Source organism: Rossellomorea vietnamensis (genome assembly GCF_008180415.1).
In the GTDB taxonomy this organism is placed as follows: domain Bacteria; phylum Bacillota; class Bacilli; order Bacillales; family Bacillaceae_B; genus Rossellomorea; species Rossellomorea vietnamensis_C.
Window position 1 is genome coordinate 105,708 of sequence record NZ_VTEI01000008.1, and the last position, 13,109, is coordinate 118,816.

At 41.8% G+C, this 13,109-nt stretch carries 11 protein-coding genes and 1 pseudogene; 11 read left to right on the forward strand and 1 reads right to left on the reverse strand.

What is annotated here, in order from left to right; translation table 11 throughout:
* Positions 1-147 precede the first annotated feature (147 nt).
* From FZC78_RS15830 to FZC78_RS15885, 11 genes and pseudogenes are all read left to right on the forward strand, one after another.
* The gene (locus FZC78_RS15830; RefSeq protein ID WP_148941025.1) at positions 148-1,416 is read left to right on the forward strand and encodes an MFS transporter; all 1,269 of its coding nucleotides are present in this window, start codon (positions 148-150) and stop codon (positions 1,414-1,416) included.
* Positions 1,417-2,758: 1,342 nt separating this feature from the next.
* Positions 2,759-3,307 carry an RNA polymerase sigma factor SigY gene (sigY, locus tag FZC78_RS15835; protein WP_148941027.1) on the forward strand — a complete coding sequence of 183 codons (549 nt, stop codon included), beginning with the start codon at positions 2,759-2,761 and terminating at the stop codon, positions 3,305-3,307.
* Positions 3,276-3,608, forward strand: a complete 333-nt coding sequence (locus FZC78_RS15840) for a YxlC family protein (protein WP_148941029.1) — start codon at positions 3,276-3,278, stop codon at positions 3,606-3,608. Before sigY ends, FZC78_RS15840 begins: the two co-directional genes overlap by 32 nt.
* The gene (locus FZC78_RS15845; protein ID WP_148941031.1) at positions 3,605-3,802 is read left to right on the forward strand and encodes a sigmaY antisigma factor component; all 198 of its coding nucleotides are present in this window, start codon (positions 3,605-3,607) and stop codon (positions 3,800-3,802) included. Before FZC78_RS15840 ends, FZC78_RS15845 begins: the two co-directional genes overlap by 4 nt.
* Positions 3,803-3,814: 12 nt before the next feature.
* The gene (locus FZC78_RS15850; RefSeq protein ID WP_148941032.1) at positions 3,815-4,129 is read left to right on the forward strand and encodes a YbjQ family protein; all 315 of its coding nucleotides are present in this window, start codon (positions 3,815-3,817) and stop codon (positions 4,127-4,129) included.
* Positions 4,130-4,755: 626 nt separating this feature from the next.
* Complete coding sequence (locus FZC78_RS15855; protein ID WP_148941034.1) at positions 4,756-6,513, forward strand: ABC transporter ATP-binding protein; 1,758 nt, start codon at positions 4,756-4,758, stop codon at positions 6,511-6,513.
* The gene (locus FZC78_RS15860) at positions 6,510-8,528 is read left to right on the forward strand and encodes an ABC transporter ATP-binding protein (protein ID WP_148941036.1); all 2,019 of its coding nucleotides are present in this window, start codon (positions 6,510-6,512) and stop codon (positions 8,526-8,528) included. The genes FZC78_RS15855 and FZC78_RS15860 overlap by 4 nt, the downstream gene beginning before the upstream one ends.
* 233 nt (positions 8,529-8,761) lie before the next feature.
* The gene (locus FZC78_RS15865; protein ID WP_252183643.1) at positions 8,762-9,571 is read left to right on the forward strand and encodes an aminoglycoside adenylyltransferase domain-containing protein; all 810 of its coding nucleotides are present in this window, start codon (positions 8,762-8,764) and stop codon (positions 9,569-9,571) included.
* A gap of 191 nt (positions 9,572-9,762) precedes the next feature.
* Positions 9,763-10,875: pseudogene (gene tnpB / locus FZC78_RS15875) on the forward strand (IS200/IS605 family element RNA-guided endonuclease TnpB).
* A gap of 255 nt (positions 10,876-11,130) precedes the next feature.
* Positions 11,131-11,511, forward strand: a complete 381-nt coding sequence (locus tag FZC78_RS15880) for a hypothetical protein (RefSeq protein WP_252183644.1) — start codon at positions 11,131-11,133, stop codon at positions 11,509-11,511.
* Entirely contained in the window at positions 11,508-12,005 is a 498-nt protein-coding gene (locus tag FZC78_RS15885) for an endolytic transglycosylase MltG (RefSeq protein ID WP_148941042.1), read from the forward strand. Before FZC78_RS15880 ends, FZC78_RS15885 begins: the two co-directional genes overlap by 4 nt.
* Before the next feature lie 142 nt (positions 12,006-12,147).
* On the opposite strand, the gene FZC78_RS15890 is transcribed toward FZC78_RS15885, so the two are convergent.
* Entirely contained in the window at positions 12,148-12,768 is a 621-nt protein-coding gene (locus tag FZC78_RS15890) for an NAD(P)-dependent oxidoreductase (RefSeq protein WP_148941044.1), read from the reverse strand.
* Positions 12,769-13,109: the final 341 nt, after the last annotated feature.

A 13,109-nucleotide genomic window follows, 5' to 3' on the forward strand; every position in this document is an offset into this window, starting at 1 on the left:
GATGGACTCGATGGGGCCGCAGGTTTTTTGGCCTAAAGCCTTTCAGCCTCGAGACGGAGAAAGAAACCATCACAAGGCTCTGAACAAAATCCCGCCATTTTCTTACAATTAAGGTAAGTCAAATCATTGGATGGGAGAAATCAAGAAATGAAAAAGTTCAAAGAAATATTTCAAAATCCAACATTCACCAAATTATTTTTCGCCAATTTCACTTCGCATATGGGAAGCGTGATTGGACTCACGGCTTTTATGTTTTACCTTCTGGACCGGTTTTCGGAACAACCTGTCTATGCATCTCTTACAGAAATGATGTATTCGGTACCGACACTTGCAGTATTTTTCCTGGTCGGAGTTCTGGCTGACAGGATGGACAGGAAGAAGATTGCGTACTACTGTGATACGATCAGTGCCGTCTTGTCGGTTGTATTATTGGGAGCGATTTTGATCGGATGGATGCCTTTTATATTCTTTATCCTGTTTTTGAGAAGCGCCGTTCAGAAGTTTTTCTTTCCTGCTGAACAGGGAATTTTGCAGGGCGTCTTATCTAAGGATGATTACTCGACAGCAGCGGGACTCAATCAAATGGTCATGAGTCTTTTCATGCTTCTTGGAAATGGAATTGCCATCCTGATATACTGGCTGGCAGGAATTTACGGTGCCGTCGTGGTGGATGCTCTTAGTTTTATCATCAGCGCCATATTAATTAAAAAATGCCAGGTCCCTGTTGAAGCAAGGCTGCCTAATGGCCATCATAAATTGAAGGACCTCAGCTTTTCTTTTATCATGAGGGACTTCAAGCTGGGCATGCTGTATATCTTTAATCACAAGCTTTTAATGAGTCTTATCGGCGGTTTTTTTGTTTTCGGTGTAGTCAATGGCGGGTTCTCCGTCATGCCGATCTTCATATTAAAATACAAATTGGCGCCGGAAACGTACGAGGAATATTCGATTCTGCTTGGAGCAGCCTTCGGGGCAGGAGTCCTCATCGGCAGTGTGATTGCATCCGTGCTGACTCAAAAATTCAAGTTTCATCAGTTGATCGTTGCGGGCTTGACGATATCGGGCAGCTTTATCATTCTGTCCTCTTTTGCAACGTCAACATGGGTCTTCTTGGCTGTCATCTTTCTTGCAGCACTGGGTCTTCCTCTGGTGAACATAGCGATAGGCGGCTGGATGCCGAGCATCATTGAGCCAAAGATGATGGGCCGTGTACAAGGGTGGATCAGTCCGATTATGATGCTTTCACAATCCATAACACTGGGCTTCATCGCTGTCAGTTTTCCGGCCATCCTAAGCATCGAGATGCTGTATTGGATAGTCGGTGGATCCCTCATGCTGGTGGGTGTATTCTATACGATTATCCTGCCTAAGTTCATGAAGGAGGCTGATGACGTTCAGCCTGCAGTTGTTTCCTAATACAATCATGTGAAAAAGGACTGCTCTAAGAAAGTGCATTGAAAATCTAACGAATTTTATAAGGCTCTTTTCGTAAACTCTGTTGCTATTTGATACTAATTCCGAAAAGACAACCATATTAAGAGAGGTGAAAATTAGTAACGCCAAAAACTCTCGATATGAGATAAACTTTTAGTAACCGGGGATATCCGAGTAACAAAATATGCGAAATAGCCTTTTATAATCTACTTGTTAAGACCAAACCAAAGATAAAGTCAACTTTCCTTCCTTAAATAGAAAGAAAAGTTGACTTTTTTCTTTGGAAGCAATGTATATGCTGCTTTCTTTACTACATCAGCTTTAGAATGTTTTGATGACTTTTGGAACATTTGCCAGCCGGGGCTGAAAGGGTCTTTTTTCATCTAGTCGAAGGAAAGACGCTGGTTCAATCCAGTGACCTATAGCACTTATCCATGTCGTTCAGTATTTTAGAAAATAAATAGAGGAAAAAAGTTCCCTTATTTACTACAAAACACTAAAAAGAGCTAAAATAGGGGAATAAATTCCCCTTATTTAACTTAATACACTAGAAAAATGTGCCTTTTTATCATATAAAGGAAAAAAGTTCCTCTATTCTCCCCAAACTGAGCTTTAATTTGCAAATAAGGGAAAAAAGTTCCCTTATTTTTACCGCCGGGTACCCAATTAAGGAAATGACAGGCCGCTTTTAAAATAAAGCCCATTTCATCAGGCCTACACCCAAGTGGAGTGGGCATCTTGAACGCAAACCAACACTGTTTTCATACATCTGAAGCGGAAAAGACCCGATTCTGCAAGTAAAAGTCTTGGGTGGACTTTTTTCAGTGACCTGCTCTAAGAGGAGTCCTTTTGTGCTGCCGTATATAAATAACTTTGGTATAGAGTTGAATCCTGAATTGGGATTATGTACGAAACGGCTCATCGCAGCAACGATTTTTTTGGTGCTATAGTAACATACTTTCCAGCCAGTCACGGTAAAATAGGAAGTGAATAGAAGAGCCGGGGATTATGAAACACTTCATCATCCGATTCTCTTAGTTGGAGAGAAAAACGGGAGTCAGGTGTTTCTGAGGAGAGAATTAAGGCTCTTTTTTAAGAGTTTGATTACTAGCTTACCTTTCTCCTTGTACCGGTGGGTGGAAATCCTTTCCTTTTACAAAGCCGCATTCTTTGCGAAAACTACCTGAAAAAAAAGAGAGCATCCCATCAATATTCGATAAACCACCACGCTTAAAAAATCCACAAAAAAATGAACGAAATCCAAAGTTATCCGTCTTATAGATGAATCAGCCTAAAGCTGAACAAAAAGTGAGGAATTTTAAGGATGGAAGAGAAAGAGTTGATTAAAAAAGCAAAAAAAGGAGATCACAAAGCCTTTGCTGTTCTTTTCAAAGACAATTATCCTTTCCTTGTAAAATATCTCGTAAAGGTAACGATGAATCGCGACCTTGCTGAAGAGCTTGCTCAGGATACCATGGCTAAATGTGTGGAAAAGATTCATCTTTATAACGGGAAAGCTAAATTATCCTCCTGGCTGATGACGATTGCCACAAACCGGTTCATCGATTTACAGCGAAAGCGGAAAAAAGAAAGAGATTGGCAGCAGGAAGAAATCAATCTGCGGAAGATGAAATGGGAGATTCAATCAAGGAATGAAGAATGGACTGATTTAATGGAAGCTTTATCAAAGCTTTCAGAAGATGTCAGGCTGCCGATTGTGCTGAAGCATTACTATGGATTTTCCTATGAAGAGATCTCAGAAATGGTCAAACTGCCTGAAGGAACGGTGAAATCCCGGATCCATCATGGAATAAAGACCTTGCGAAAGGAGTTGCGAGTGGATGAAACAAGAAAAACAGGAGCAGCAAAATGACTGGGAAGACCTGCATGGCCTTTTTGAAGAAAGCTTTCAAGAAATAGATAGAGACATAGAAGATCATACGCCTTCCGGGCAGTGGTTCGAGCAGTTTACCCTAAGCCAGCAGGAAGCCCTGAAGCGGAAGTATCGAAAAGAATTAATTATTTTCCTTGTGCTGGCTGTCTTGATAATAAGTGTAATTCTATTTGTACTATATGAAAGCCTGCTCCTCTTCGCTGTGATTCAGGGTATCACTATCCTTGCGGCAGCAGGATACGGTGGGGCAGCTTACTATAAGCAGGTGAAGAGAATATGACACAAGAAGAGGTTCTGACACTTCTGATTGTCGCACCGCTTCTCCTGCTGCAAAGTCTGTTCTTGTTTACAGACGCCAGGAAAAGAGGTCATAAGTATTGGTTTTGGGGATTATGGGCGTTGATACAGTGTCCACTTCCCTTGTTGTTTTATTTTATCTTTGCACGAAAAATTTTCAGTGAAAAGAAAGATTGAGGAGGAGTTAAAATGATCGTTGTGACAACTGAAACGGTACCAGGAAAGGAAATCGTAGAGCTGAAGGGATTTGTAAGAGGAAGTACAGTCCAGGCGAAGCATATTGGAAAGGATATTATCGCTGGCTTAAAGACCATTGTAGGCGGAGAAATCAGTGAATATAGTGAATTGATGGAACAGGCAAGACAGCAGGCGATTGATCGGATGGTCAAAGAAGCTGAACAAAAAGGAGCCAATGCGATTGTAACAGTTCGTTTCGAAACTTCAGCTGTCATGCAGAATGCGTCTGAAATTATTGCCTATGGAACAGCCGTTGTAGTGGCATAGCAAAGGAATTTCCTGCATAAGATTTGTACTGTGCCCGCACCTGAAGAAAAGTGAAGGAATAACATGAATAATCCGAAAATAAAATTGACACTGTCAGTTAAGAGTGGTAATGTTATCAAGTATTAGTAAATTATTGAAAAAGGAGGGTAACGTGATGATGATTATATTGAATTGTACTACAGTCCAATTAAACCAAAATATCCACGTAACCTGTCTGGAGACTCATCCAGCCTTTTTATAACCCTTTTTCATTTTAACCTTATATGAAACAGGGCACTGGTTACGTCTGTAATCGGTGCCTTCTTATGTCCAAAGACATACTGCCTGGCGCGGTATGTCTTTTTTTGTTGTGCAGGAAGTGAATTCCACCCTTGGGAATAGTTTAACAATGACATCCACATCCAGCTTCAGCGCCCGAGGGTCCGTAACCACTGGAACGGAAATCCATTACTGTTTAAGCGTAAAAAGAAAATCCATTTAACTCGATGTAAACAGGAATTCCTGTTCACATATAAAAAAATCAAGGAGGAATGAACAAATGTTGAAAGTGAGAATTGAAATGATGATGCCGATAGTGGAGACAGAAGGCGGATAGTGAAGTGAAGGAAAAGGAGGACTGATCACTGATGTTCAGTATTTTAGGAAAATTAAGCTGGTTTTTTAAAGAGAATTGGAAACGGTATACTGTCGCAATCGGCTTGTTGACTTTTGTGGGGATCCTGGATGTGCTGCCTCCCAAACTTGTAGGCATGGCGATAGATGACATCCATATCGGCAAGATGACAATGGATAATCTGAGCCGTTATCTTATTTGGATGGCGGTTATTCTGGTCGTCTCATACGGACTCACCTATATATGGATGTATCAATTGTTCGGAGGGGCATTTCTTGTCGAAAGAAAACTTCGCTCGAAGTTCATGGGGCATTTGCTGAAAATGACACCGGCATTCTTTGAAAAGAACCGTACGGGAGATTTAATGGCAAGAGCGACGAATGACCTGAAGGCAGTTTCGATTACAGCAGGTTTTGGAATCCTGACGTTGATTGATTCAAGTGTATTCATGCTGACCATCCTTTTTACAATGGCTTTTTTTGTAAGCTGGAAGCTGACGCTGGCTGCTGTCTTGCCGCTGCCGTTCATGGCATGGCTCATGAAAGTATATGGGGCGAGGATTCACAAGCGGTTTACAGAAGCACAGGATGCGTTCGGGGATTTGAATGATAAAGTGCTCGAATCAGTTGCCGGAGTCCGGGTAATCAGGGCATATGTCCAGGAAAGGGCGGATGAAGGAAAGTTCGCTGAAATGACTGAGGATGTTTACAACAAAAATATCGAAGTGGCGAAAATTGATTCACTGTTTGAACCGACTATCAAGGTCCTGGTGGGCCTAAGCTATTTGATCGGATTGGGGTATGGAGCCTACCTGGTGTTTCATCAGACCATCACACTGGGTGAGCTGGTCTCATTTAATGTATATCTGGGAATGTTGATTTGGCCCATGTTTGCCGTTGGGGAGCTGATCAATGTTATGCAAAGGGGGAACGCCTCGCTGGACCGCGTCCAGGAAACCTTAAATTATGAGGAAGATGTAAAAAATCCTGCTCATCCCAAATTTGCGGGGGCCCCTGAAACCATCAGTTTTGAAGAAGTGGATTTCCAGTATCCTTCATCAAAAGTAAATAACTTGAGAGGAATTAACTTAAAGCTTCAAAAAGGTCAGACACTCGGGATCGTAGGCAAAACCGGAAGTGGAAAAACAACCGTCATTAAGCAGCTTCTTAGGGAGTATCCTCATGGAGATGGAAGACTTGCCATTAACGATATCCCAATAGAAGAGCAGGACCTGCAAAGTGTTAGAGATTGGATTGGTTATGTACCGCAAGATCACGTTTTATTTTCGAGAACCGTAAAAGAAAACATTCTCTTTGGCCATCCAGATGCGTCTGAGGCTCAATTGGAAAAAGCGATTGAACTTGCTGACTTCCAAAAAGATCTTGAAATGCTTCCTGACCGGCTTGCCACTCTCGTAGGGGAAAAAGGGGTTGCATTGTCTGGCGGCCAGAAGCAGCGCATTTCAATCGCTCGTGCTCTCATTAAAAACCCGGAGATTCTTATTCTCGATGATTCGCTGTCGGCAGTAGATGCCAAAACAGAGGCGAAAATCATTGAGAACATCCGGAAAGAGAGAAACGGGAAAACCACGATCATCACGACTCACAGACTTTCTGCTGTAGAACATGCGGACTGGATTGTTGTCCTCGATAATGGTGTCGTAACAGAAGAAGGCACCCATGAAATATTGCTGCGTAACCATGGCTGGTATAAAGAGCAATATGACCGCCAGCAAGTTGAAGAGTCCTCGTCCCAGGAGGTAAAAATATGAGTGTAGGTAAACGTTTATTACAATATGCATTAATTTATAAAAAAACAATTCTGGCTGCTCTGCTGATGCTTACGGTATCAGTGGCTGCCGACCTGGCTGGACCTTTCATCGCAAAGAAGCTTATAGATGAGCATATACTGGGGATTGAAACAACCTGGTACCAGTCGGGAGAAGGCAAAGATGCGGTGAACTACCAGGGCAGCTGGTATAAACGGGAAAAATATTTCTCTGAAGATGAGGTGAAAGGAACGGAGGTCAGGGTTCTTTCCGCGGGCAGAGATTTCTATTTCGTTGACGAGCCTGTGACGAAAGAGGGAGAGCGAAAATTCGAGGATGGCAAACTGGTTATCACCAGGGGAGAATCCTCATCCTCCTATGATGCTGAAAAAATATCGACTGCTCAATTAATACAGTTTTATAACCCGGAAATACCGAGGATCATAACATTGCTGGCCCTCTATTTCGGCCTTCTCGTCGCGGCTTCGTTTTTTCAATATGGGCAGGGGTTTTATTTAAAAAAAGCCGCTAACCGGGTCATCCAGAAAATGAGGTCAGATGTTTTTGGCCAGATCCAAAAGCTGCCGATCCGTTATTTTGATAATTTACCCGCTGGAAAAGTGGTGGCGCGGATCACCAATGATACAGAGGCGATCAGGGAGCTGTATGTCACTGTATTGTCCACCTTCTTTACGAGTGCCATTTATATTACCGGTATTTACATCGCTTTGTTCATCCTGGATGTAAAGCTTGCAGCTCTGTGCCTGGTGCTTCTGCCAATCATAGCGGTGTGGACGATTCTCTACAGAAAATATGCGTCCCATTACAACCATGTCATACGGTCGAAAGTCAGTGACATCAACGCAATGATCAATGAGTCCATACAGGGGATGAACATCATTCAGGCGTTCAGCCGTGAAAAAAAATCACAGGCTGAATTCGAAGAGTTGAATGAAACGCACTATGAGTACCAAAATAAAATGCTCAGCCTCAATTCCATGACATCACACAACCTGGTGGGGGTACTGAGGAATATTACATTTGTAGCATTCATTTGGTATTTCGGCGGAAGTGCCATTGGTGCCTCTTCGGTTGTATCACTGGGAGTGCTTTACGCCTTTGTGGATTATATCAACAGGCTTTTTCAGCCGATCACAGGGATTGTGAACCAGCTTGCCAACCTTGAGCAGGCACTAGTCGCCGGGGAGAGGGTCTTCGAACTGCTGGATGAAGAGGGCACTTCTGTGGAGGACGAGAGAATTCAGCGATATACAGGAAATGTCCTTTTTCATAGTGTTTACTTCGGCTATAAAGAGAATGAATACGTGTTGAAAGATATCTCTTTTGGAGCTAAACAGGGGGAGACTGTGGCACTCGTCGGCCATACAGGCTCCGGGAAAAGTTCCATCATGAATCTGCTCTTCCGCTTCTATGATTGTGATAAAGGTGAGATTTTGATAGATGGGAAAAATATCAAGGAGATTCCTTATCAAACCATTCGTGAACACATGGGAATCGTACTTCAAGATCCTTATCTGTTCACTGGTACTATCGCTTCAAATGTAAGCCTGGATGATCCCTGGATTTCGAGGGAAAAGGTTGAGGAGGCGTTAAATGCTGTTGGTGCCGGCAAAGTTTTTCATAACCTGGAAAACGGTTATGACGAACCTGTCATAGAAAAAGGCAGCACGCTTTCTTCGGGACAGAGGCAATTGATTTCTTTTGCAAGGGCATTGGCATTCGATCCGGCCATTCTGATTCTCGATGAAGCGACGTCCAGCATCGATACTGAAACCGAAGCAGTGATTCAGGAGGCGATGGAGGTGTTGAAAGAAGGCCGTACCACTTTCATCATTGCCCACCGTCTGTCAACAATCAAGAATGCAGATCAAATCATTGTATTGGATAAAGGAACCATCGCCGAAAAAGGCTCGCATGATGAATTGATGGAGCTGAAAGGGCGCTACTATCAAATGTATGAACTGCAGCAAGGAAAGCAGATGGGGCACGCTGGTTAGAAATTAAACTGGTAAGCAGTTCAAGTACAGGCAGGATGTATGAGAGTATGAAACCACAGAAAGAGTGTGTCATTATGACATGCTCTTTTCTTTGAATGATTTTTGAATGCTGCTGTTAAGAATCATTTTCAATATAATGATGCTGGATAAGTTGACTTCAATATAAGTATGAGATCTAGTTTTTTCTGAACAGAATTGATAGTATTAAAAATTTATTAGGAGGAGTTCAGATAGTGTATACACTGAAAACGAGTTCACACGAAACAAAAGAATTTGTATCGATAATACAAAATAAGATCTCAAAAATAATAGGAACTAATTTAACAGGTATCTACCTCCATGGTTCCTTATCAATGGGAGGTTTTAATCCAAACAGCAGTGATGTGGATATTTTAGTTGTAACGAAATTACCCCTGCCTGTTGAAACCAAAAGGAAGTTAGCAGAGTTGTTTTTACATTATTCTGCTTCTCCATTTCCTATAGAGATCAGTTTTGTGAACGAAGTACAATTGAAAGATTGGCAGCACCCTTGTCCATTTGATTTTCATTATAGTGAGTTCTGGAGAAGGCGGTATGAAAAAGATTTGGCTCAGGGCTCATCTCAATTTTTAAATGAGGAGGTAAACAGGGATGAGGATTTGGCAGCGCACATCACTATCCTTAATAATAGAGGGATTTGTTTGTGCGGCAAACCTGTTAAAGAGGTTTTCCCCTTAGTACCATCTGCTGATTATCTGTCATCCATTATGGGCGATTTTGAAGATTGTTTGGAAAACATTCAAGAAAACCCGATATACTGTATTCTGAATATAATAAGGGTTTATTGGTACCTGAAAGAAGGAGTCATCTCCTCCAAATATGAAGCAGGTTCTTGGGGAACATCGTCTCTTCCTGCACAGTTTGCTTTCACAGTTAAAAAAGCAGCGGAATGTTATGGAGGGGATAAATCTGCCCATACCTTTGAAAAGCAGGAACTTTCCTTATTGAAGAGTTTTATCTCGAATAAGGTAAAATCTTTACTGAACCACCGGGAGAACTCCTGAAAATAGCGGTCCCGGCATTTATCTAAAAAAGACGAGAACACTCCCTCTTCAAGCGTGTGAAGGGCATAGCCCAACGGTATGGGGGAGATGAATCGCCTGCCTTTGGTCTCTATTAAAACAACTTCAAAAGAAACATACGTTCCCAATGTACCATCTTTCTTGGTATAATTATTACCAGGGGGTGAAACCATTTGAATGTTAAAAAAACCTTTAAATTCAGGATCTATCCAAATCACGAACAGATTGAATTAATCAATAAAACGTTCGGTTGTTCCCGGTTCATCTACAACTATTTTGTTGGGAAACAAAAGAACAAAGACGCTTATTGGTCTATCGTAAATGAAATGGTACAGAATGGGCAGCTTTCACAGAACAATTGGAAAGGTGAATTTTTCAACAAGAACCAATCCATCAAAGCTGTTCGAGAGCTCAAGAAGACCTATTCCTTCTGAAAGAAGTCGATAGTATTGCCCTTCAGAACCTCGCTTCAAATCGAAGAAGAACCCTGTTCAATCCTATACCACAAAGTTTGTGAACAGGAATATACAAGTGAAAGATCAACACATCAAATTGCCAAAACTCGGTTTGGTTCGCTTTGCCAAGAGTCGTGAGGTCGAAGGGCGAATAATGAACGCCACCATTCGACGAAACCCTTCAGGTACGTTCTTCGTTTCAATCTTGGCTGAATCAGAAGTTCAACCCTATAAGAAAACCGGCACCTCTGTTGGAATCGACGTAGGTCTGAAGGATTTCGCTACTCTTTCAGATGGCACAACCCATAAAAACCCCCGCTTTTTCCGTACACTAGAAAAGAAAATAATGAATGCCCAACGCATTCTTTCAAGGAGGCAATTGGGTTCTTCGAATTGGACTAAACAAAAAAAGAAAGTTGCCCGGCTGCATGAAAAAATCGCTAATGCAAGAAAAGATATGCTGGACAAAATCTCTACCGAAATAGTCAAAAACCACGACATTATCAGATTGAAGATTTGTCCGTCGAGAAAATGTTAAAAAGCAAAGACCTTTCAAAAGGAATCAGCGAAGTAAGCTGGGCCCAATTCAGGTCTATGTTGGAATACAAATCCTTATGGTACGGTAAACAGGTGATAGCCGCAGCGAAAAATTTCCCTTCCAGCCAGCTATGTTCTGTATGCATTTATAAGTATAAAGACGTTGAAGATCTTGCGTTGCGTGAATGGACCTGTCCAACTTGTAAAAGCAGCCATCAAAGGGATCTTAACGCAAGTATAAATCTTCGCAATGAAGCATTGCGATTAACCGCAGGAACTGCGTGGATAGCCTAACCAAAAATGAACCAATAGGTTTGTGTTCTTAGGAATCCCCCACTTCAAGCGACCTGTAAGGGGGGGAAGTGGTGGGTAGTTCAAACGAGTATCACTATTTCCCGACTATACTAGCCCCTAGGTAATGTTGATAATGCGGTATACTGTTATAAAGACAGGACCAAAGGGGGATTTTGTCGATTTTTGCCCCCATTTCCTTCCCGAACACGGTATAATCTAGTTTGTATTATAGATTGAAAAGTAAGGGAGGAACCTATGATGGGATGGGCTTTAGCCATTTTGTTCGGTTCAGCAGTCATACTGCTCATTTTGTCGTTTATTAAAACGGCGCAATCCAAATCTTCTGTTGAACAGCAGATTGAACACTCTTCAATTTCATTGATGAATGAGGTTCATGAGCTTCAGAAACAGATACGGAACATAGAATTAGATGCAGAAATTACTGCAAAGCAAGCAGGTGCAATGGAAGCTTCAGCTAAAGAACGTCTCCTGCTGCGTGAAATCCTTGATATGCACAAACGAGGATACTCCATAGAAAGCATCTCTTCAAAAAATGGACTTAACCCTCACGAGGTGGAAATGATGCTTGCTCCATACACAGCAAGAAAGATGGAAAGGAGCATGGCCGCACAATGATGACCAATACTTTGCGCAGTTTTGCTTCAGGGCTCTTAATCGCCACCACAACAATTGGGGCGGTTTATCTGTTTGGTCCCTCCACTGCTGAAAGCACAGCGAAACCAGCCAAATCAATGGAAAAACAGATCCTGAGCGAGGATGAAATGATTGAACAGCTGGCTTCAAACGGCTTTGTCATACATACAGAGGAAGAGTGGAATAAGCAGCTGGCGTCGGCTTCCGCTAATAAGGAAACTGAGGAAAAGCAAGGCGAGAAAGAGAAGAAGACAGCAGAAGAAAAGGTAGTATACAGGGCCATCCTGTCTGTATCCATGGGCATGACCAGCATAGATGTGGGAAATGCCCTGGAAAAAGCGAAAATCATAAAAGATGGTATGGAATTTTATAAAGAAGTAGAAAAAAGAGGGCTTGAAAACGAACTAAGACCAGGCACTTTTGAATTCGAAAGCGGGATGTCAATGGAAGAAATCATCTCGACAATCTTTAAATAGATAAACTTGGAGCTCCCTTATAGACAAGGGAGCTCTTTTTCTGTTTGGATGAAAGCAAATAAACTGTAGTGCATTAACGAGTTTAGGGGGAATATCCCTTTATTGCGTAAGTGAATGAGCTAGCAAGACCTCACTGGGGCTGTTAATAACTGATGCCAATTCTGTTTCGGTAACTATCCTCATTATGGATCAAACTAAAGGCAAATTCGGCTGTATCAAATATGGAAATACTTTTGCCATTCTCAGGAAGCATTTCTTTTTCAGTACGGTAAACGCCTATTCTTTCTCCATCAGGAAGGTAAGTAGGACACACGATTGTCCAATTCAATTCAGAGCTTTTTAACATTAGGTACATTCTTAAGTGGTCCTCTGCTGCACTCGAGCTCCTTCTTTTTGATTCATTTGTCTGGAACCTATAGAGAGAAGGAGTTTCTCTTGCTTGGAGAATTCCCGCTGTCCCAATTGTAATGATCCTCGTTATATTATTTCTTCTCATTGAATTCAGAATGCCCGGCATACTTCTGGAAAGGACATCATTCTTATCCGTGCCCAGCCCGCTGATTACTGCATGACATTTTGAAAAACAGTAGTCTATATCTTTTTCATTCAAGACATTTCCTTCGATGAGAGACAGATTCGGGTGCTTGCTTTTGATTTTCTCAGTGTTCCTCACCACCGCTTGTACATGGTGGCCATCTTTTAATGTGCATTCCATGATGATGGAGCCTACCCTGCCTGAAGCTCCTAATAAAGCAATCTTCATGTTAAAACCTCCAATATATTTAGCTTTCCTAAGAAATTATCCTATTAAGCAATTTCTGTTTTTTTTAAAAGGCTCTTTTCTAAGATATTCTTGCTATTGATTACTATCTTACCTTCCTCCCTTTAACTCTACCAGATATAAGAATCTGCTTTTTATTCACACAGAAAAAGCAATGACTATGCTGCTCTCTATATAGCTTTAAAATCCTTTGATCTTTTTTAAATCAATTGCCTGTAGGAGCTTCCTTTCATCTTCAATGACTAGTCGATTAAAAGAGCTGACTCATGGCAGTGTCCGGTGGCAATTATCAAAGCTGTTCAGTATGGTGGCTAGCAAATAGA